Here is a 23,311-nt window from a genome sequence, read left to right as displayed (position 1 = left end):
ATCGCCTAAAAGCTAGTTAATGTTTGGACCTAACCACTTCTCAGCTTCCAACATATCCCAACCTTTACGATCAGCATAGCTGTCCACTTGATCTTGTTGAATCTGTGCAATCGCAAAGTATCGGGCATCAGGATGTGAGAAGTACATACCAGACACGGAGGCACCTGGCCACATTGCGTAACTCGTAGTTAGTGACATGTCGATTGCTTTTTCAACCTCCATCAACTCCCACAACGTACCTTTTTCAGTATGTTCAGGACAGGCTGGGTAACCCGGAGCAGGACGAATACCTTGGTACTTCTCGCGAATCAAATCGTCATTAGACAAGTCCTCATCCGGCGAGTAACCCCAAATATCCTTTCTCACTTCTTTATGCAGGTATTCAGCGAACGCTTCAGCCAATCGGTCAGCAACCGCCTGAATCATAATTGCGTTGTAGTCATCACCGTTGGCTTTGTATTCGTCAGCAAGCTCTCGCTCACCGATACCACCGGTCACCGCAAAGCCACCAATCCAGTCCGCTTTGCCGCTATCTTTCGGCGCAATGTAATCAGACAAACAGTAGTTAAAACCTTTTGGCTTCTCAGTTTGCTGACGAAGGTTGTGTAGAACCTTCAGCACCTTTGTACGAGACTCATCGGTATACACTTCGATATCATCGCCAACGCTGTTGGCAGGGAACATCGCACACATCCCACGAGCTTCAAGTAACTTCTCTTTCTGTACTCGATCCAATAAATCATTCGCATCTTTGAATAAGCGTTTCGCTTCATCGCCCACTTCTTCATGCTCAAGAATTGCAGGGTACTTTCCGACTAGCGACCATGTCATAAAGAATGGAGTCCAGTCGATGTACTGACGTAAAGTAGCGACATCAAAATCATTGAAGATGTGTACTCCCGGCTTAGCGGGTACTGGTGGCGTATAAGCTCTCCAATCAATCGCCACTTTATTAGCTCGAGCGCGTTCAAGCGTAACAGGCTTAGTACGTGGTTTTTTACGATTGTGCTGATCTCGCACGCGGTCGTAATCAATATCCAATTTATCAACAAATGCGGGCTTCAATTCGTTAGATAGCAATGAAGTACACACACCCACCGCACGTGAAGCATTGTTTACATAAACAACAGGTTCAGAGTAGTTCTGTTCAATCTTAACGGCTGTATGCGCTTTAGATGTTGTTGCTCCACCGATCAGAAGAGGCAGTTTAAAGCCTTGTCTCTCCATCTCTTTAGCTACATGAACCATCTCATCCAATGAAGGAGTGATCAACCCCGAAAGGCCAATGATATCGACGTTCTCTTCTTTAGCGACCTTAAGGATTTTTTCACATGAAACCATTACGCCTAAGTCGATAATTTCGTAGTTATTACACTGCAAGACAACGCCCACAATGTTTTTACCAATATCGTGAACATCGCCTTTTACGGTCGCAAGTAAGATTTTTCCGTTAGTCGCACCCACGTCTTTGGTTGCATTAATAAATGGTTCTAGATGGGCTACCGCTTGCTTCATAACACGTGCAGATTTCACCACTTGAGGAAGGAACATCTTACCTTCACCGAAGAGGTCACCGACCACGTTCATGCCATCCATTAATGGACCTTCAATCACCTCGATAGGACGAGAAGCATTAACACGAGCTTCTTCTGTATCTTCAACAATAAAGTCAGTAATACCTTTCACTAAAGAGTGTTCTAAGCGCTTTTCTACTGGCCAAGTGCGCCACTCTAAAGCCGATTTATCTTCAACTCTCCCCACTGCACGTTCTAGATATTCAGTCGCGATATCTAGCAAGCGCTCAGTGGAATCATCTCGGCGGTTTAGAACCACATCTTCAACGGCTTCACGCAAATCCTCAGGCACATTATCGTAAATCTCTAATTGCCCAGCATTTACGATACCCATATCCATACCGTTTTTAAAACAGTGATATAGGAATACTGCGTGGATAGCCTCACGAACGTAGTTATTGCCTCGGAATGAGAATGAAACATTCGATACACCACCAGAGATCATTGCATGAGGCAAGTCTCGTTTGATATCCCCTACCGCTTCAATGAAATCGACCGCATAGTTGTTATGCTCATCAATACCCGTTGCCACCGCAAAGATATTCGGGTCAAAAATAATATCTTCTGGTGGGAAGCCCACTTCATCAACCAGAATATTGTAGGCATTAGTACAAATCTCAACCTTACGCTCTCTAGTATCAGCTTGGCCAACTTCATCGAACGCCATCACGATAACGGCTGCACCATATCGGCGAACCAGTTTAGCTTGTTCGACAAACTTCTCTTTCCCTTCCTTCAATGAGATAGAGTTAACGATGCCTTTACCCTGAATACATTTCAGACCCGCCTCAATAACTTCCCATTTTGAAGAGTCGACCATGACTGGTACTTTCGATATCTCAGGCTCAGATGCACATAGATTAAGGAATTTAATCATACACGCCTCAGCGTCTAGCATCCCTTCATCCATGTTGATATCGATGATTTGAGCACCGTTCTCAACTTGCTCTCGAGCCACACTTAAAGCTTCATCATAGAGTTCTTCTTTGATAAGGCGCTTAAAGCGAGCAGAGCCCGTCACGTTAGTTCGTTCACCCACGTTAACAAACAGAGATTCCTTAGAAATCGTCAATGGTTCTAGGCCAGAGAGACGACAAGAGACGGGTAAATCTGGTAGTTGGCGCGGTGTTACACCTTCAACAGCTTCCGCCATTTGGCGTATATGTTCTGGTGTCGTACCACAACAACCACCAATTAAGTTCAAGAAACCACTTTCAGCCCACTCCTTAACGTGTTCAGCCATATCTTCTGGAGAAAGATCATACTCACCAAATGCGTTAGGTAAACCCGCGTTAGGGTGAGCGGAAACATGACACTCGGAGATACGAGACATCTCACCGACATATTCTCGCAATTCATCGGGGCCTAATGCACAGTTCAATCCGAATGAGATAGGTTTTACATGACGAAGGGCGTTGTAGAAGGCTTCTGTTGTTTGCCCTGAAAGCGTACGACCAGATGCATCGGTGATAGTACCCGAGATCATAACTGGTAAAGTGATAGCCATTTCTTCAAAGACTGATTCAACAGCAAAAGAGCATGCCTTCGCGTTGAGTGTATCGAAGATAGTTTCGATAAGAATAAGGTCTGACCCGCCTTTGATAAGAGCACGCGTAGACTCAGAATAAGCCACAACAAGTTCATCAAAACTCACATTACGATAGCCAGGATCATTAACATCTGGGGAGAGAGAACAAGTTCGGTTAGTTGGACCTAAAACACCCGCCACGAAACGAGGTTTCTCAGGGGTCTTCGCGGTCCATTCATCTGCAGCTTCACGAGCTAGTTTAGTAGCAGCATAGTTAATTTCTTCGCTAAGACTTTCCATATCGTAGTCGGCCATAGCAATCGTTGTTGCATTAAAGGTATTGGTTTCGAGGATATCTGCACCCGCTTCCAAATACTCCGTGTGGATACCTTTGATAAGCTTAGGCTGTGTAAGCACCAAAAGGTCATTGTTACCTTTTAAGTCACTATGCCAATCAGCAAAGCGCTCACCACGGTAGTCCTGTTCTTCCAATTTATAATCCTGAATCATGGTACCCATGCCACCATCAATCAGTAAAATTCGTTGCTTTAACAGAGCCTCAATCTTTTGCCTTACATTACTTCCCACGGTACAGCCTCATTCCTTTAATTATCCCTCCATCCTATCACACATTAAAAAGGAGTCTAGACGTCTAAAAAACGAAATTGATTACTAAGCTATGACAAAAAGTGTTTGCTATTTAAGCATGAGACAACGAAAATTAATTTTCATACTTTGTTACATGTTGGAATCCCAATGTCGGTCTATTACACCTTATGCTTCTTGTCCGCTGCAGCTATGCTTATTGCTTTCGTGAATACCAAAATTGGTAAAATGCAGACAACCATCGCCATTACCGCTGGCTCAATGATGCTATCTCTATTGATTATCATTGCGGGGCAAAACAATTGGTTTCAATTGGCTGACATCGCCTCAGAAACCGTTGCCAGTATCAACTTTGAAGATTTCCTCCTGAAAGGAATACTGGGATTCTTACTCTTTGCAGGTGGTTTGGGGATTAAGTTACCAAACTTAAAAGATCAGAAGTGGGAAATAACTGTACTCGCATTAGGTGCAACACTGTTTTCAACCTTCTTTATTGGATTTGTACTGTATGGGTTCTGTCAGTTTATCGGTATTCAATTTGACCTAATTTATTGCTTACTGTTTGGGTCACTAATATCTCCAACCGATCCAATTGCCGTGTTAGCAATAGTAAAGAAACTCGATGCTCCCAGACGAATATCTACTCAAATCGAAGGTGAGTCGTTATTCAATGATGGTTTTGGCCTAGTCATCTTCGTAACGCTATTCACCATAGCATTTGGTACCGAGGCACCAACCGTTGGTAGTGTAACAATGCTATTTGTCCAAGAGGCTATTGGCGGTATCGTCTACGGATTTGCTTTGGGTTTGATATTCCACTATCTAATCAGTAACACCGATGACCACTCTATGGAGTTACTGCTAACCATCGGTATTCCAACCGCTGGTTATGCTTTTGCAGAAGTTCTACATGTATCAGGACCGTTAGCAATGGTGGTATCAGGTATCATGATTGGTAACTGGACACGCTTTATTGGATTCTCAAAAGAGAGTGAAGATCACCTAGACCATTTCTGGGAACTGATCGACGAATTCTTAAATGGCGTACTGTTCCTGTTGATTGGTATGTCTATGCTGCTATTCAAATTCCACCAAGAAGACTGGATTTTGATGGCATTCGCAGTACCTCTAGTACTGAGTGCTCGCTACTTGAGTGTGTTCTTATCTTACATTGGGTTTAAACGCTTTAGAACTTACAACCCTTGGTCAATCAAGATCCTTACTTGGGGCGGTTTGCGTGGTGGTCTAGCTCTAGCGATGGCTCTTTCAATCCCTTCAGGCATTTGGGTTATTGAAGACAAATCAATCGATGTTAAAGAGATTATCCTTGTCATGACATACGCTGTTGTTGTGTTCTCAATCTTAGTTCAAGGCTCAACAATCACTCCTATGATAGAGAAAGCGAAGCAAGCTGAGAAAGAATTGGATTAACACTTAGATAAATAAACGAAGGTCGCTTAACTTAGCGGCCTTTTTTGTACCTCTGTGTCCATCGACAGCAACCTCTCTACCCTACAAGTTGCTCTCCTTATCTCTGACCACCACTTTAGTCATGATCGTTATCTTCAATCATGACTCTTTGTCGTATCTGAAGTACTAAAACTAGCAACCACTAGTTTTAATACGTCTGAGAGAAAAGGGATTCTAATTCGAGTCAAAGCTTTTCTCACTAATGTCCTAAAACCTAAGCAATTGAAGAGTACGAGTGATGTAAGAGTGGGATTAAACAAAAGGCTCTAGTCTTTCTAACGGGACGCGCTGTCTAGATCCTTAAATATAGCAGGGTGGACTGAGCCAGCACTCCGGAGATTCGGCCGGATTAGCGAGTCAGGGGGACACCTAGTTCTCCCAACATTACTCTTCTCTTCTCTTCTCTTCTCTTCTCAGAAATAATAGACGTAAAAAAGCCCCAGCATTTCGGCTGAGGCTTTGTATATGTCAGGAGCAGAGGTTTAAACTGCAACACGCACTGTTTTGGTAAACTGGGGGATCCGCTGTTCTGCTATTAGATTCAGAAAACAAAAAGGATCTAGTCTTACGACTAGAGCCTTAAATATGGCAGGGGTGGAGAGATTCGAACTCCCAACACGCGGATTTGGAATCCGCTGCTCTGCCAATTGGAGCTACACCCCTAAAAATTTTCAGTACTTTATATTCAAAAAAAACCTCGCACTAAGCAAGGTTATCGAATAAGTGGCGGAGTGGACGGTACTCGAACCCGCGACCCCCGGCGTGACAGGCCGGTATTCTAACCAACTGAACTACCGCTCCGCAGTGGTCAACTCACTAAGTGAGCGTCCATATCTCCAGGTCGGTCAACCTAAAGATTTAATTTAAAGCCTGGCGATGTCCTACTCTCACATGGGGAAGCCCCACACTACCATCGGCGCTATTGTGTTTCACTTCTGAGTTCGGCATGGAATCAGGTGGGTCCACAATGCTATGGTCGCCAAGCAAATTTTGCTTTACTTTCAGTTTTTAAAAACTGAAGGCAAAATAATCTGGAAAGCTGTTCTCTATTCAATAGAGCAATAAAAGTTGTATCTCTTCAAACGCATTCAAGGTCTGTCTTTGAGTCCACAAAACCCCTTGGGTGTTGTATGGTTAAGCCTCACGGGCAATTAGTACAGGTTAGCTCAATGCCTCGCAGCACTTACACACCCTGCCTATCAACGTCGTAGTCTACGACAACCCTTTAGGACACTTATAGTGCCAGGGAAAACTCATCTCAAGGCTCGCTTCCCGCTTAGATGCTTTCAGCGGTTATCGATTCCGAACTTAGCTACCGGGCAATGCCATTGGCATGACAACCCGAACACCAGAGGTTCGTCCACTCCGGTCCTCTCGTACTAGGAGCAGCCCCTTTCAATTTTCCAACGCCCACGGCAGATAGGGACCGAACTGTCTCACGACGTTCTAAACCCAGCTCGCGTACCACTTTAAATGGCGAACAGCCATACCCTTGGGACCGACTTCAGCCCCAGGATGTGATGAGCCGACATCGAGGTGCCAAACACCGCCGTCGATATGAACTCTTGGGCGGTATCAGCCTGTTATCCCCGGAGTACCTTTTATCCGTTGAGCGATGGCCCTTCCATTCAGAACCACCGGATCACTATGACCTGCTTTCGCACCTGCTCGAATTGTCATTCTCGCAGTCAAGCGGGCTTATGCCATTGCACTAACCACACGATGTCCAACCGTGTTTAGCCCACCTTCGTGCTCCTCCGTTACTCTTTGGGAGGAGACCGCCCCAGTCAAACTACCCACCAGGCACTGTCCGTAATCCCGATTCAGGGACCAACGTTAGAACATCAAAACTACAAGGGTGGTATTTCAAGGACGACTCCACCACATCTAGCGACGCAGTTTCATAGTCTCCCACCTATCCTACACATGTAGGTTCAATGTTCAGTGCCAAGCTGTAGTAAAGGTTCACGGGGTCTTTCCGTCTAGCCGCGGGTACACTGCATCTTCACAGCGATTTCAATTTCACTGAGTCTCGGGTGGAGACAGCGTGGCCATCATTACGCCATTCGTGCAGGTCGGAACTTACCCGACAAGGAATTTCGCTACCTTAGGACCGTTATAGTTACGGCCGCCGTTTACCGGGGCTTCGATCAAGAGCTTCGACCGAAGTCTAACCCCATCAATTAACCTTCCGGCACCGGGCAGGCGTCACACCGTATACGTCATCTTACGATTTTGCACAGTGCTGTGTTTTTAATAAACAGTTGCAGCCACCTGGTATCTGCGACTCTCGTCTGCTCCATCCGCAAGGGACTTCACTGATAAGAGCGTACCTTCTCCCGAAGTTACGGTACCATTTTGCCTAGTTCCTTCACCCGAGTTCTCTCAAGCGCCTTGGTATTCTCTACCCGACCACCTGTGTCGGTTTGGGGTACGATTCCTTACAATCTGAAGCTTAGAGGCTTTTCCTGGAAGCATGGCATCAATGACTTCACTACCGTAGTAGCTCGACATCGTATCTCAGCGTTAAGAAAGTCCGGATTTACCTAAACTTTCCGCCTACATACTTGAACCTGGACAACCGTCGCCAGGCCCACCTAGCCTTCTCCGTCCCCCCATCGCAATTGTAAGAAGTACGGGAATATTAACCCGTTTCCCATCGACTACGCCTTTCGGCCTCGCCTTAGGAGTCGACTTACCCTGCCCCGATTAACGTTGGACAGGAACCCTTGGTCTTCCGGCGAGGGAGTTTTTCACTCCCTTTATCGTTACTCATGTCAGCATTCGCACTTCTGATACCTCCAGCAGCCCTTACAGACCACCTTCAACGGCTTACAGAACGCTCCCCTACCCCACATACCCTAAGGTACGTAGCCGCAGCTTCGGTGTATAGCTTAGCCCCGTTACATCTTCCGCGCAGGCCGACTCGACCAGTGAGCTATTACGCTTTCTTTAAATGATGGCTGCTTCTAAGCCAACATCCTGGCTGTCTGAGCCTTCCCACATCGTTTCCCACTTAGCTATACTTTGGGACCTTAGCTGGCGGTCTGGGTTGTTTCCCTCTCCACGACGGACGTTAGCACCCGCCGTGTGTCTCCCGGATAGTACTTACTGGTATTCGGAGTTTGCAAAGGGTTGGTAAGTCGGGATGACCCCCTAGCCTTAACAGTGCTCTACCCCCAGTAGTATTCGTCCGAGGCGCTACCTAAATAGCTTTCGGGGAGAACCAGCTATCTCCAGGTTTGATTGGCCTTTCACCCCTAGCCACAAGTCATCCGCTAATTTTTCAACATTAGTCGGTTCGGTCCTCCAGTTGATGTTACTCAACCTTCAACCTGCCCATGGCTAGATCACCTGGTTTCGGGTCTAATCCTAGCAACTGTACGCCCAGTTAAGACTCGGTTTCCCTACGGCTCCCCTAAACGGTTAACCTTGCTACTAAAATTAAGTCGCTGACCCATTATACAAAAGGTACGCAGTCACACCACGAAGGTGCTCCTACTGCTTGTACGTACACGGTTTCAGGTTCTATTTCACTCCCCTCACAGGGGTTCTTTTCGCCTTTCCCTCACGGTACTGGTTCACTATCGGTCAGTCAGTAGTATTTAGCCTTGGAGGATGGTCCCCCCGTATTCAGACAGGATATCACGTGTCCCGCCCTACTCGATTTCACTGATTATGATGTGTCGGTTACGGGGCTATCACCCTTTATTGCGCCACTTTCCAGAGGCTTCACCTGCATCATTAAAAGCTTAAGGGCTAATCCAATTTCGCTCGCCGCTACTTTCAGAATCTCGGTTGATTTCTCTTCCTCGGGGTACTTAGATGTTTCAGTTCCCCCGGTTTGCCTCCTGTTGCTATGTATTCACAACAGGATACGTGCTTGTGCACGTGGGTTTCCCCATTCAGAAATCCCAGACTCAAAAGGTTATTACTACCTAATCTGGGCTTATCGCAAGTTATTACGTCTTTCATCGCCTCTGACTGCCAAGGCATCCACCGTGTACGCTTAGTCACTTAACCATACAACCCGAAAGGGTTTCTATTTGCTTTCACTTTAAAAAGTGAAGACAAATAAGCGTATGGCAACTAACCAAGGTTTTTGGTTGTCATCAAGAAGGGTTAATTCTTAATGACTGTCTGCCGGACTCAATTGTGAATCAAACTAAGTTTGATTCGAATACAAGACACTTGAATGTGTTTGTTGTGTTTATACTGTTCTTATTAACTAAGAGCAGATAAACATTGAGAACTTTTAAATTTGATTTGAATTACTCGCAAGTAATCAAATCAGTCAGCTTTCCAAATTGTTAAAGAGCATAAAGCAAAAAGCTTTAATCAATAACTTACGTTATTAATTAAAGCTCTGGCTTTAACTAAATTTAAACCATCAATCTGTGTGGACACTCATCGTGGTATCTTCGTATAAGGAGGTGATCCAGCCCCAGGTTCCCCTAGGGCTACCTTGTTACGACTTCACCCCAGTCATGAACCACAAAGTGGTGAGCGTCCTCCTCGAAAGGTTAAACTACCCACTTCTTTTGCAGCCCACTCCCATGGTGTGACGGGCGGTGTGTACAAGGCCCGGGAACGTATTCACCGTGACATTCTGATTCACGATTACTAGCGATTCCGACTTCATGGAGTCGAGTTGCAGACTCCAATCCGGACTACGACGCACTTTTTGGGATTCGCTCACTATCGCTAGCTTGCTGCCCTCTGTATGCGCCATTGTAGCACGTGTGTAGCCCTACTCGTAAGGGCCATGATGACTTGACGTCGTCCCCACCTTCCTCCGGCTTATCACCGGCAGTCTCCCTGGAGTTCCCACCATTACGTGCTGGCAAACAAGGATAAGGGTTGCGCTCGTTGCGGGACTTAACCCAACATTTCACAACACGAGCTGACGACAGCCATGCAGCACCTGTCTCAGAGCTCCCGAAGGCACACCTGCGTCTCCGCTGGCTTCTCTGGATGTCAAGAGTAGGTAAGGTTCTTCGCGTTGCATCGAATTAAACCACATGCTCCACCGCTTGTGCGGGCCCCCGTCAATTCATTTGAGTTTTAATCTTGCGACCGTACTCCCCAGGCGGTCTACTTAACGCGTTAGCTCCGAAAGCCACGGCTCAAGGCCACAACCTCCAAGTAGACATCGTTTACGGCGTGGACTACCAGGGTATCTAATCCTGTTTGCTCCCCACGCTTTCGCATCTGAGTGTCAGTGTCTGTCCAGGGGGCCGCCTTCGCCACTGGTATTCCTTCAGATCTCTACGCATTTCACCGCTACACCTGAAATTCTACCCCCCTCTACAGCACTCTAGTTCACCAGTTTCAAATGCAGTTCCGAGGTTGAGCCCCGGGCTTTCACATCTGACTTAATGAACCACCTGCATGCGCTTTACGCCCAGTAATTCCGATTAACGCTCGCACCCTCCGTATTACCGCGGCTGCTGGCACGGAGTTAGCCGGTGCTTCTTCTGTTGCTAACGTCAAGAAATAGCGCTATTAACACTACCCCCTTCCTCACAACTGAAAGTACTTTACAACCCGAAGGCCTTCTTCATACACGCGGCATGGCTGCATCAGGCTTTCGCCCATTGTGCAATATTCCCCACTGCTGCCTCCCGTAGGAGTCTGGACCGTGTCTCAGTTCCAGTGTGGCTGATCATCCTCTCAGACCAGCTAGGGATCGTCGCCTTGGTGAGCCATTACCTCACCAACTAGCTAATCCCACCTAGGCATATCTTGACGCGAGAGGCCCGAAGGTCCCCCTCTTTGGCCCGTAGGCATTATGCGGTATTAGCCATCGTTTCCAATGGTTATCCCCCACATCAAGGCAATTTCCTAGGCATTACTCACCCGTCCGCCGCTCGACGCCCATTAACGCACCCGAAGGATTGTTAATGTCGTTTCCGCTCGACTTGCATGTGTTAGGCCTGCCGCCAGCGTTCAATCTGAGCCATGATCAAACTCTTCAATTTAAAGTTTTGATTACCTAAATTAATAGGTGTGACTCAACGAATACTGACTTCAAAACTATTCTTTATAAATAAAGAGTGTAATTTTAAAGCTATTACCCCTCTCTTCTTAAATAAATAGGAACAGAATGGTAATGAATTGACTGTGCCGCTAGTTGTTTTCACTTTTGAATAAAAAGCAAAACCAAAAAGCATTCGAACTATTTCTAGCTCAGGTCACTCAGTTCATTGAAATCACTGTGTTACCGAAGTAACTGCTATTACGCTCTTTCGAAAAAGAACCAATAACGTTTTGATATTCATCAACGAGTGCCCACACAGATTGATAGGTTTAAATTGTTAAAGAGCTTTGCTATCAACACTTTAGCGTCGAAGCGGATGCGTATAATACGCGACTGACTTTTGAAGTCAACATAAAACTCTAAATTTATTTAGAAATTTATGGTGACTTGTCTACTTAGTAGACAGAGTCGAATTTAAAGCCTGGCGATGTCCTACTCTCACATGGGGAAGCCCCACACTACCATCGGCGCTATTGTGTTTCACTTCTGAGTTCGGCATGGAATCAGGTGGGTCCACAATGCTATGGTCGCCAAGCAAATTTTGCTTTACTTTCAGTTTTTAAAAACTGAAGGCAAAATAATCTGGAAAGCTGTTCTCTATTCAATAGAGCAATAAAAGTTGTATCTCTTCAAACGCATTCAAGGTCTGTCTTTGAGTCCACAAAACCCCTTGGGTGTTGTATGGTTAAGCCTCACGGGCAATTAGTACAGGTTAGCTCAATGCCTCGCAGCACTTACACACCCTGCCTATCAACGTCGTAGTCTACGACAACCCTTTAGGACACTTATAGTGCCAGGGAAAACTCATCTCAAGGCTCGCTTCCCGCTTAGATGCTTTCAGCGGTTATCGATTCCGAACTTAGCTACCGGGCAATGCCATTGGCATGACAACCCGAACACCAGAGGTTCGTCCACTCCGGTCCTCTCGTACTAGGAGCAGCCCCTTTCAATTTTCCAACGCCCACGGCAGATAGGGACCGAACTGTCTCACGACGTTCTAAACCCAGCTCGCGTACCACTTTAAATGGCGAACAGCCATACCCTTGGGACCGACTTCAGCCCCAGGATGTGATGAGCCGACATCGAGGTGCCAAACACCGCCGTCGATATGAACTCTTGGGCGGTATCAGCCTGTTATCCCCGGAGTACCTTTTATCCGTTGAGCGATGGCCCTTCCATTCAGAACCACCGGATCACTATGACCTGCTTTCGCACCTGCTCGAATTGTCATTCTCGCAGTCAAGCGGGCTTATGCCATTGCACTAACCACACGATGTCCAACCGTGTTTAGCCCACCTTCGTGCTCCTCCGTTACTCTTTGGGAGGAGACCGCCCCAGTCAAACTACCCACCAGGCACTGTCCGTAACCCCGATTCAGGGGCCAACGTTAGAACATCAAAACTACAAGGGTGGTATTTCAAGGACGACTCCATCACATCTAGCGACGTAATTTCATAGTCTCCCACCTATCCTACACATGTAGGTTCAATGTTCAGTGCCAAGCTGTAGTAAAGGTTCACGGGGTCTTTCCGTCTAGCCGCGGGTACACTGCATCTTCACAGCGATTTCAATTTCACTGAGTCTCGGGTGGAGACAGCGTGGCCATCATTACGCCATTCGTGCAGGTCGGAACTTACCCGACAAGGAATTTCGCTACCTTAGGACCGTTATAGTTACGGCCGCCGTTTACCGGGGCTTCGATCAAGAGCTTCGACCGAAGTCTAACCCCATCAATTAACCTTCCGGCACCGGGCAGGCGTCACACCGTATACGTCATCTTACGATTTTGCACAGTGCTGTGTTTTTAATAAACAGTTGCAGCCACCTGGTATCTGCGACTCTCGTCTGCTCCATCCGCAAGGGACTTCACTGATAAGAGCGTACCTTCTCCCGAAGTTACGGTACCATTTTGCCTAGTTCCTTCACCCGAGTTCTCTCAAGCGCCTTGGTATTCTCTACCCGACCACCTGTGTCGGTTTGGGGTACGATTCCTTACAATCTGAAGCTTAGAGGCTTTTCCTGGAAGCATGGCATCAATGACTTCACTACCGTAGTAGCTCGACATCGTATCTCAGCGTTAAGAAAGTCCGGATTTACCTAAACTTTCCGCCTACATACTTGAACCTGGACAACCGTCGCCAGGCCCACCTAGCCTTCTCCGTCCCCCCATCGCAATTGTAAGAAGTACGGGAATATTAACCCGTTTCCCATCGACTACGCCTTTCGGCCTCGCCTTAGGAGTCGACTTACCCTGCCCCGATTAACGTTGGACAGGAACCCTTGGTCTTCCGGCGAGGGAGTTTTTCACTCCCTTTATCGTTACTCATGTCAGCATTCGCACTTCTGATACCTCCAGCAGCCCTTACAGACCACCTTCAACGGCTTACAGAACGCTCCCCTACCCCACATACCCTAAGGTACGTAGCCGCAGCTTCGGTGTATAGCTTAGCCCCGTTACATCTTCCGCGCAGGCCGACTCGACCAGTGAGCTATTACGCTTTCTTTAAATGATGGCTGCTTCTAAGCCAACATCCTGGCTGTCTGAGCCTTCCCACATCGTTTCCCACTTAGCTATACTTTGGGACCTTAGCTGGCGGTCTGGGTTGTTTCCCTCTCCACGACGGACGTTAGCACCCGCCGTGTGTCTCCCGGATAGTACTTACTGGTATTCGGAGTTTGCAAAGGGTTGGTAAGTCGGGATGACCCCCTAGCCTTAACAGTGCTCTACCCCCAGTAGTATTCGTCCGAGGCGCTACCTAAATAGCTTTCGGGGAGAACCAGCTATCTCCAGGTTTGATTGGCCTTTCACCCCTAGCCACAAGTCATCCGCTAATTTTTCAACATTAGTCGGTTCGGTCCTCCAGTTGATGTTACTCAACCTTCAACCTGCCCATGGCTAGATCACCTGGTTTCGGGTCTAATCCTAGCAACTGTACGCCCAGTTAAGACTCGGTTTCCCTACGGCTCCCCTAAACGGTTAACCTTGCTACTAAAATTAAGTCGCTGACCCATTATACAAAAGGTACGCAGTCACACCACGAAGGTGCTCCTACTGCTTGTACGTACACGGTTTCAGGTTCTATTTCACTCCCCTCACAGGGGTTCTTTTCGCCTTTCCCTCACGGTACTGGTTCACTATCGGTCAGTCAGTAGTATTTAGCCTTGGGGGATGGTCCCCCCATATTCAGACAGGATATCACGTGCCCCGCCCTACTCGATTTCACTGATTATGATGTGTCGGTTACGGGGCTATCACCCTTTATTGCGCCACTTTCCAGAGGCTTCACCTGCATCATTAAAAGCTTAAGGGCTAATCCAATTTCGCTCGCCGCTACTTTCGGAATCTCGGTTGATTTCTCTTCCTCGGGGTACTTAGATGTTTCAGTTCCCCCGGTTTGCCTCCTGTTGCTATGTATTCACAACAGGATACGTGCTTATGCACGTGGGTTTCCCCATTCAGAAATCCCAGACTCAAAAGGTTATTACTACCTAATCTGGGCTTATCGCAAGTTATTACGTCTTTCATCGCCTCTGACTGCCAAGGCATCCACCGTGTACGCTTAGTCACTTAACCATACAACCCGAAAGGGTCTTAGTGTATGGCAACTAACCAAGGTTTTTGGTTGTCATTAAGAAGGGTTAATTCTCAATGACTGTTTGCCGGACTCAATTTACTTTTTGTTTCCACTTTTTAATAAAAAGTAGAATCAAAAAGTGAACAATCATTTCTGATCATTCGAATACAAGACACTTGAATGTGTTTGTTGTGTTTACCTAATGAAAGATAAACATTGAGAACTTTTAAATTTGATTAACTTAATCACAGCCTTGGCCGTTTTGTTTTACTTTTTTAAAAGTAAAAATAATTAAGCTAATCAGTCAGCTTTCCAAATTGTTAAAGAGCGTGATTTCTTTCGAAACCATTTTTAAAGATTCTTAGGGAAAAACCCTTAAAGATGGTGGAGCTATGCGGGATCGAACCGCAGACCTCCTGCGTGCAAGGCAGGCGCTCTCCCAGCTGAGCTATAGCCCCATCTAGGTATCCAGTCGATATTGGTGGGTCTGAGTGGACTCGAACCACCGACCTCCCGCTTATCAGGCGAGCGCTCTAACCAGCTGAGCTACAGACCCAATATCGTCTCTTTTACTTTCTAAACCTAATCAATCTGTGTGGACACTCATCGTGGTATCTTCGTATAAGGAGGTGATCCAGCCCCAGGTTCCCCTAGGGCTACCTTGTTACGACTTCACCCCAGTCATGAACCACAAAGTGGTGAGCGTCCTCCCCGAAAGGTTAAACTACCCACTTCTTTTGCAGCCCACTCCCATGGTGTGACGGGCGGTGTGTACAAGGCCCGGGAACGTATTCACCGTGACATTCTGATTCACGATTACTAGCGATTCCGACTTCATGGAGTCGAGTTGCAGACTCCAATCCGGACTACGACGCACTTTTTGGGATTCGCTCACTATCGCTAGTTTGCTGCCCTCTGTATGCGCCATTGTAGCACGTGTGTAGCCCTACTCGTAAGGGCCATGATGACTTGACGTCGTCCCCACCTTCCTCCGGTTTATCACCGGCAGTCTCCCTGGAGTTCCCACCATTACGTGCTGGCAAACAAGGATAAGGGTTGCGCTCGTTGCGGGACTTAACCCAACATTTCACAACACGAGCTGACGACAGCCATGCAGCACCTGTCTCAGAGCTCCCGAAGGCACACCTGCGTCTCCGCTGGCTTCTCTGGATGTCAAGAGTAGGTAAGGTTCTTCGCGTTGCATCGAATTAAACCACATGCTCCACCGCTTGTGCGGGCCCCCGTCAATTCATTTGAGTTTTAATCTTGCGACCGTACTCCCCAGGCGGTCTACTTAACGCGTTAGCTCCGAAAGCCACGGCTCAAGGCCACAACCTCCAAGTAGACATCGTTTACGGCGTGGACTACCAGGGTATCTAATCCTGTTTGCTCCCCACGCTTTCGCATCTGAGTGTCAGTGCCTGTCCAGGGGGCCGCCTTCGCCACTGGTATTCCTTCAGATCTCTACGCATTTCACCGCTACACCTGAAATTCTACCCCCCTCTACAGCACTCTAGTTCACCAGTTTCAAATGCAGTTCCGAGGTTGAGCCCCGGGCTTTCACATCTGACTTAATGAACCACCTGCATGCGCTTTACGCCCAGTAATTCCGATTAACGCTCGCACCCTCCGTATTACCGCGGCTGCTGGCACGGAGTTAGCCGGTGCTTCTTCTGTTGCTAACGTCAAGAGATAACGCTATTAACGTTACCCCCTTCCTCACAACTGAAAGTACTTTACAACCCGAAGGCCTTCTTCATACACGCGGCATGGCTGCATCAGGCTTTCGCCCATTGTGCAATATTCCCCACTGCTGCCTCCCGTAGGAGTCTGGACCGTGTCTCAGTTCCAGTGTGGCTGATCATCCTCTCAGACCAGCTAGGGATCGTCGCCTTGGTGAGCCATTACCTCACCAACTAGCTAATCCCACCTAGGCATATCTTGACGCGAGAGGCCCGAAGGTCCCCCTCTTTGGCCCGTAGGCATTATGCGGTATTAGCCATCGTTTCCAATGGTTATCCCCCACATCAAGGCAATTTCCTAGGCATTACTCACCCGTCCGCCGCTCGACGCCCATTAACGCACCCGAAGGATTGTTAATGTCGTTTCCGCTCGACTTGCATGTGTTAGGCCTGCCGCCAGCGTTCAATCTGAGCCATGATCAAACTCTTCAATTTAAAGTTTTGATTACCTAAATTAATAGGTGTGACTCAACGAATACTGACTTCAAAACTATTCTTTATAAATAAAGAGTGTAATTTTAAAGCTATTACCCCTCTCTTCTTAAATAAATAGGAACAGAATGGTAATGAATTGACTGTGCCGATTAACTACAAGTAGTTAAACGTATTGGTCACTCAGTTCATTGAAATCATTTGATTCCGAAGAATCTGTTTTATCTAAAGATAAAACGTTTTGATATTCATCAAAGAGTGCCCACACAGATTGATAGGTTTAAATTGTTAAAGAGCTTTGCTTTCAACGCTTTAGCGTCGAAGCGGATGCGTATAATACGCGATTGACTTTTTAAGTCAACATAAAACTCTAAGTTTATTTAGAACTTTATGGTGACTTGTCTATTCAATAGACAAAGTCGAACTTTTGTCTTCACTTTTAAAAAGTGAAACTAAATTTGGAGCCTGGCGATGTCCTACTCTCACATGGGGAAGCCCCACACTACCATCGGCGCTATTGTGTTTCACTTCTGAGTTCGGCATGGAATCAGGTGGGTCCACAATGCTATGGTCGCCAAGCAAATTTTGCTTTACTTTCAGTTTTTAAAAACTGAAGGCAAAATAATCTGGAAAGCTGTTCTCTATTCAATAGAGCAATAAAAGTTGTATCTCTTCAAACGCATTCAAGGTCTGTATTTGAGTCCACAAAACCCCTTGAGTGTTGTATGGTTAAGCCTCACGGGCAATTAGTACAGGTTAGCTCAATGCCTCGCAGCACTTACACACCCTGCCTATCAACGTCGTAGTCTACGACAACCCTTTAGGACACTTATAGTGCCAGGGAAAACTCATCTCAAGGCTCGCTTCCCGCTTAGATGCTTTCAGCGGTTATCGATTCCGAACTTAGCTACCGGGCAATGCCATTGGCATGACAACCCGAACACCAGAGGTTCGTCCACTCCGGTCCTCTCGTACTAGGAGCAGCCCCTTTCAATTTTCCAACGCCCACGGCAGATAGGGACCGAACTGTCTCACGACGTTCTAAACCCAGCTCGCGTACCACTTTAAATGGCGAACAGCCATACCCTTGGGACCGACTTCAGCCCCAGGATGTGATGAGCCGACATCGAGGTGCCAAACACCGCCGTCGATATGAACTCTTGGGCGGTATCAGCCTGTTATCCCCGGAGTACCTTTTATCCGTTGAGCGATGGCCCTTCCATTCAGAACCACCGGATCACTATGACCTGCTTTCGCACCTGCTCGAATTGTCATTCTCGCAGTCAAGCGGGCTTATGCCATTGCACTAACCACACGATGTCCAACCGTGTTTAGCCCACCTTCGTGCTCCTCCGTTACTCTTTGGGAGGAGACCGCCCCAGTCAAACTACCCACCAGGCACTGTCCGTAACCCCGATTCAGGGGCCAACGTTAGAACATCAAAACTACAAGGGTGGTATTTCAAGGACGACTCCATCACATCTAGCGACGTAATTTCATAGTCTCCCACCTATCCTACACATGTAGGTTCAATGTTCAGTGCCAAGCTGTAGTAAAGGTTCACGGGGTCTTTCCGTCTAGCCGCGGGTACACTGCATCTTCACAGCGATTTCAATTTCACTGAGTCTCGGGTGGAGACAGCGTGGCCATCATTACGCCATTCGTGCAGGTCGGAACTTACCCGACAAGGAATTTCGCTACCTTAGGACCGTTATAGTTACGGCCGCCGTTTACCGGGGCTTCGATCAAGAGCTTCGACCGAAGTCTAACCCCATCAATTAACCTTCCGGCACCGGGCAGGCGTCACACCGTATACGTCATCTTACGATTTTGCACAGTGCTGTGTTTTTAATAAACAGTTGCAGCCACCTGGTATCTGCGACTCTCGTCTGCTCCATCCGCAAGGGACTTCACTGATAAGAGCGTACCTTCTCCCGAAGTTACGGTACCATTTTGCCTAGTTCCTTCACCCGAGTTCTCTCAAGCGCCTTGGTATTCTCTACCCGACCACCTGTGTCGGTTTGGGGTACGATTCCTTACAATCTGAAGCTTAGAGGCTTTTCCTGGAAGCATGGCATCAATGACTTCACTACCGTAGTAGCTCGACATCGTATCTCAGCGTTAAGAAAGTCCGGATTTACCTAAACTTTCCGCCTACATACTTGAACCTGGACAACCGTCGCCAGGCCCACCTAGCCTTCTCCGTCCCCCCATCGCAATTGTAAGAAGTACGGGAATATTAACCCGTTTCCCATCGACTACGCCTTTCGGCCTCGCCTTAGGAGTCGACTTACCCTGCCCCGATTAACGTTGGACAGGAACCCTTGGTCTTCCGGCGAGGGAGTTTTTCACTCCCTTTATCGTTACTCATGTCAGCATTCGCACTTCTGATACCTCCAGCAGCCCTTACAGACCACCTTCAACGGCTTACAGAACGCTCCCCTACCCCACATACCCTAAGGTACGTAGCCGCAGCTTCGGTGTATAGCTTAGCCCCGTTACATCTTCCGCGCAGGCCGACTCGACCAGTGAGCTATTACGCTTTCTTTAAATGATGGCTGCTTCTAAGCCAACATCCTGGCTGTCTGAGCCTTCCCACATCGTTTCCCACTTAGCTATACTTTGGGACCTTAGCTGGCGGTCTGGGTTGTTTCCCTCTCCACGACGGACGTTAGCACCCGCCGTGTGTCTCCCGGATAGTACTTACTGGTATTCGGAGTTTGCAAAGGGTTGGTAAGTCGGGATGACCCCCTAGCCTTAACAGTGCTCTACCCCCAGTAGTATTCGTCCGAGGCGCTACCTAAATAGCTTTCGGGGAGAACCAGCTATCTCCAAGTTTGATTGGCCTTTCACCCCTAGCCACAAGTCATCCGCTAATTTTTCAACATTAGTCGGTTCGGTCCTCCAGTTGATGTTACTCAACCTTCAACCTGCCCATGGCTAGATCACCTGGTTTCGGGTCTAATCCTAGCAACTGTACGCCCAGTTAAGACTCGGTTTCCCTACGGCTCCCCTAAACGGTTAACCTTGCTACTAAAATTAAGTCGCTGACCCATTATACAAAAGGTACGCAGTCACACCACGAAGGTGCTCCTACTGCTTGTACGTACACGGTTTCAGGTTCTATTTCACTCCCCTCACAGGGGTTCTTTTCGCCTTTCCCTCACGGTACTGGTTCACTATCGGTCAGTCAGTAGTATTTAGCCTTGGAGGATGGTCCCTCCATATTCAGACAGGATATCACGTGTCCCGCCCTACTCGATTTCACTGATTATGATGTGTCGGTTACGGGGCTATCACCCTTTATTGCGCCACTTTCCAGAGGCTTCACCTGCATCATTAAAAGCTTAAGGGCTAATCCAATTTCGCTCGCCGCTACTTTCGGAATCTCGGTTGATTTCTCTTCCTCGGGGTACTTAGATGTTTCAGTTCCCCCGGTTTGCCTCCTGTTGCTATGTATTCACAACAGGATACGTGCTTATGCACGTGGGTTTCCCCATTCAGAAATCCCAGACTCAAAAGGTTATTACTACCTAATCTGGGCTTATCGCAAGTTATTACGTCTTTCATCGCCTCTGACTGCCAAGGCATCCACCGTGTACGCTTAGTCACTTAACCATACAACCCGAAAGGGTCTTAGTGTATGGCAACTAACCAAGGTTTTTGGTTGTCATTAAGAAGGGTTAATTCTCAATGACTGTTTGCCGGACTCAATTGTGAATCAAACTAAGTTTGATTCGAATACAAGACACTTGAATGTGTTTGTTGTGTTTATACTGTTCTTAATAAATAAGAGCAGATAAACATTGAGAACTTTTAAATTTGATTTGAATTACTCGTAAGTAATCAAATCAGTCAGCTTTCCAAATTGTTAAAGAGCGTGATTTCTTTCGAAACCATTTTTAAAGATTCTTAGGGAAAACCCTTAAAGATGGTGGAGCTATGCGGGATCGAACCGCAGACCTCCTGCGTGCAAGGCAGGCGCTCTCCCAGCTGAGCTATAGCCCCATCTAGGTATCCAGTCGATATTGGTGGGTCTGAGTGGACTCGAACCACCGACCTCCCGCTTATCAGGCGAGCGCTCTAACCAGCTGAGCTACAGACCCAATATCGTCTCTTTTACTTTCTAAACCTAATCAATCTGTGTGGACACTCATCGTGGTATCTTCGTATAAGGAGGTGATCCAGCCCCAGGTTCCCCTAGGGCTACCTTGTTACGACTTCACCCCAGTCATGAACCACAAAGTGGTGAGCGTCCTCCCCGAAAGGTTAAACTACCCACTTCTTTTGCAGCCCACTCCCATGGTGTGACGGGCGGTGTGTACAAGGCCCGGGAACGTATTCACCGTGACATTCTGATTCACGATTACTAGCGATTCCGACTTCATGGAGTCGAGTTGCAGACTCCAATCCGGACTACGACGCACTTTTTGGGATTCGCTCACTATCGCTAGCTTGCTGCCCTCTGTATGCGCCATTGTAGCACGTGTGTAGCCCTACTCGTAAGGGCCATGATGACTTGACGTCGTCCCCACCTTCCTCCGGTTTATCACCGGCAGTCTCCCTGGAGTTCCCACCATTACGTGCTGGCAAACAAGGATAAGGGTTGCGCTCGTTGCGGGACTTAACCCAACATTTCACAACACGAGCTGACGACAGCCATGCAGCACCTGTCTCAGAGCTCCCGAAGGCACACCTGCGTCTCCGCTGGCTTCTCTGGATGTCAAGAGTAGGTAAGGTTCTTCGCGTTGCATCGAATTAAACCACATGCTCCACCGCTTGTGCGGGCCCCCGTCAATTCATTTGAGTTTTAATCTTGCGACCGTACTCCCCAGGCGGTCTACTTAACGCGTTAGCTCCGAAAGCCACGGCTCAAGGCCACAACCTCCAAGTAGACATCGTTTACGGCGTGGACTACCAGGGTATCTAATCCTGTTTGCTCCCCACGCTTTCGCATCTGAGTGTCAGTGTCTGTCCAGGGGGCCGCCTTCGCCACTGGTATTCCTTCAGATCTCTACGCATTTCACCGCTACACCTGAAATTCTACCCCCCTCTACAGCACTCTAGTTCACCAGTTTCAAATGCAGTTCCGAGGTTGAGCCCCGGGCTTTCACATCTGACTTAATGAACCACCTGCATGCGCTTTACGCCCAGTAATTCCGATTAACGCTCGCACCCTCCGTATTACCGCGGCTGCTGGCACGGAGTTAGCCGGTGCTTCTTCTGTTGCTAACGTCAAGAAATAGCGCTATTAACACTACCCCCTTCCTCACAACTGAAAGTACTTTACAACCCGAAGGCCTTCTTCATACACGCGGCATGGCTGCATCAGGCTTTCGCCCATTGTGCAATATTCCCCACTGCTGCCTCCCGTAGGAGTCTGGACCGTGTCTCAGTTCCAGTGTGGCTGATCATCCTCTCAGACCAGCTAGGGATCGTCGCCTTGGTGAGCCATTACCTCACCAACTAGCTAATCCCACCTAGGCATATCTTGACGCGAGAGGCCCGAAGGTCCCCCTCTTTGGCCCGTAGGCATTATGCGGTATTAGCCATCGTTTCCAATGGTTATCCCCCACATCAAGGCAATTTCCTAGGCATTACTCACCCGTCCGCCGCTCGACGCCCATTAACGCACCCGAAGGATTGTTAGTGTCGTTTCCGCTCGACTTGCATGTGTTAGGCCTGCCGCCAGCGTTCAATCTGAGCCATGATCAAACTCTTCAATTTAAAGTTTTGATTACCTAAATTAATAGGTGTGACTCAACGAATACTGACTTCAAAACTATTCTTTATAAATAAAGAATGTAATTTTAAAGCTATTACCCCTCTCTTCTTAAATAAATAGGAAAAGAATGGTAATGAATTGACTGTGCCGAATAACTACAAGTAGTTAAACGTATTGGTCACTCAGTTCATTGAAATCAATTTTGATTCCGAAGAATCTGTTTTATCTAACGATAAAACGCTTTGATATTCATCAACGAGTGCCCACACAGATTGATAGGTTTAAATTGTTAAAGAGCTTCTCTTCGTTGTGACCTAAATCACTTCAGAAGAGGCGGCTATTCTAGCGTTTTAATTCTCAGTGTCAAACACTTTTGAAAATTAATTTCTACTTTCTAAAAGTAGGAGCGAATAATCACTTAAAGCTAGTTGCCTTACTAACATTCTTCGCTGAAGCCTTGTGGCGTCTACCGTGTCAGTGAGGCGGCATTATAGAGATGTTCCTTACATTGGCAAGTGTTTATTACCGAAAAGTGCAAAAATAACGATTAGATGATGAATAAACACTCAAAGCCTTATTTGTGCAACTTTAACTACAAAGTAACTACATAATAACCACA

The 23,311-nt window shown here is 47.4% G+C and carries 2 protein-coding genes, 6 tRNA genes and 9 rRNA genes; 1 reads left to right on the top strand and 16 read right to left on the bottom strand.

Translation table 11 applies throughout. The features are described from left to right. Positions 1 to 12: 12 nt before the first annotated feature. Complete coding sequence (gene metH, locus ACMAZD_RS02135) at positions 13 to 3,690, bottom strand: methionine synthase (RefSeq protein ID WP_435248385.1); 3,678 nt, start codon at positions 3,688 to 3,690, stop codon at positions 13 to 15. 168 nt (positions 3,691 to 3,858) lie between these two features. Between metH and ACMAZD_RS02130 the strand changes: the two genes are divergently transcribed. Then, on the top strand, positions 3,859 to 5,139 hold the full coding sequence (locus ACMAZD_RS02130) for a cation:proton antiporter (protein ID WP_017105358.1): 1,281 nt from the start codon (positions 3,859 to 3,861) through the stop codon (positions 5,137 to 5,139). A 625-nt stretch (positions 5,140 to 5,764) separates the two neighbouring features. Here the strand turns inward: ACMAZD_RS02130 and ACMAZD_RS02125 are convergent. The 15 genes from ACMAZD_RS02125 to ACMAZD_RS02055 form a co-directional block, all read right to left on the bottom strand. Further along, positions 5,765 to 5,841: transfer RNA gene (locus ACMAZD_RS02125), tRNA-Trp, on the bottom strand. Positions 5,842 to 5,902: 61 nt separating this feature from the next. Continuing rightward, positions 5,903 to 5,979, bottom strand: a tRNA-Asp gene (locus tag ACMAZD_RS02120). Between the two features lie 67 nt (positions 5,980 to 6,046). After that, positions 6,047 to 6,162 (bottom strand): 5S ribosomal RNA (gene rrf / locus ACMAZD_RS02115). 146 nt (positions 6,163 to 6,308) lie between these two features. Beyond that, a 23S ribosomal RNA gene (locus tag ACMAZD_RS02110) occupies positions 6,309 to 9,201 on the bottom strand. Positions 9,202 to 9,604: 403 nt separating this feature from the next. Beyond that, a 16S ribosomal RNA gene (locus ACMAZD_RS02105) occupies positions 9,605 to 11,159 on the bottom strand. A gap of 478 nt (positions 11,160 to 11,637) precedes the next feature. Then, positions 11,638 to 11,753: ribosomal RNA gene (rrf, locus tag ACMAZD_RS02100) — 5S ribosomal RNA — on the bottom strand. Positions 11,754 to 11,899: 146 nt separating this feature from the next. Next, positions 11,900 to 14,792, bottom strand: a 23S ribosomal RNA gene (locus tag ACMAZD_RS02095). Between the two features lie 383 nt (positions 14,793 to 15,175). Continuing rightward, positions 15,176 to 15,251 (bottom strand) — tRNA-Ala (locus ACMAZD_RS02090). A 21-nt stretch (positions 15,252 to 15,272) separates the two neighbouring features. After that, positions 15,273 to 15,349 (bottom strand) — tRNA-Ile (locus tag ACMAZD_RS02085). Positions 15,350 to 15,415: 66 nt separating this feature from the next. Further along, positions 15,416 to 16,970, bottom strand: a 16S ribosomal RNA gene (locus ACMAZD_RS02080). Between the two features lie 460 nt (positions 16,971 to 17,430). Beyond that, positions 17,431 to 17,546: ribosomal RNA gene (rrf, locus tag ACMAZD_RS02075) — 5S ribosomal RNA — on the bottom strand. A gap of 146 nt (positions 17,547 to 17,692) precedes the next feature. Then, positions 17,693 to 20,585 (bottom strand): 23S ribosomal RNA (locus ACMAZD_RS02070). 314 nt (positions 20,586 to 20,899) lie between these two features. Beyond that, positions 20,900 to 20,975: transfer RNA gene (locus ACMAZD_RS02065), tRNA-Ala, on the bottom strand. Between the two features lie 21 nt (positions 20,976 to 20,996). Then, positions 20,997 to 21,073, bottom strand: a tRNA-Ile gene (locus ACMAZD_RS02060). A gap of 66 nt (positions 21,074 to 21,139) precedes the next feature. Further along, a 16S ribosomal RNA gene (locus ACMAZD_RS02055) occupies positions 21,140 to 22,694 on the bottom strand. The 16S, 23S and 5S rRNA genes sit together here with 6 tRNA genes alongside, the layout of an rRNA operon. Between the last annotated feature and the right edge of the window lie 617 nt (positions 22,695 to 23,311).

The sequence above is a fragment of the Vibrio sp. nBUS_14 genome, assembly GCF_051201655.1.
Lineage (GTDB): Bacteria > Pseudomonadota > Gammaproteobacteria > Enterobacterales > Vibrionaceae > Vibrio.
The sequence above is the reverse complement of the archived record's forward strand: the minus strand, read 5'-3'. Positions and strand labels throughout refer to the sequence as shown.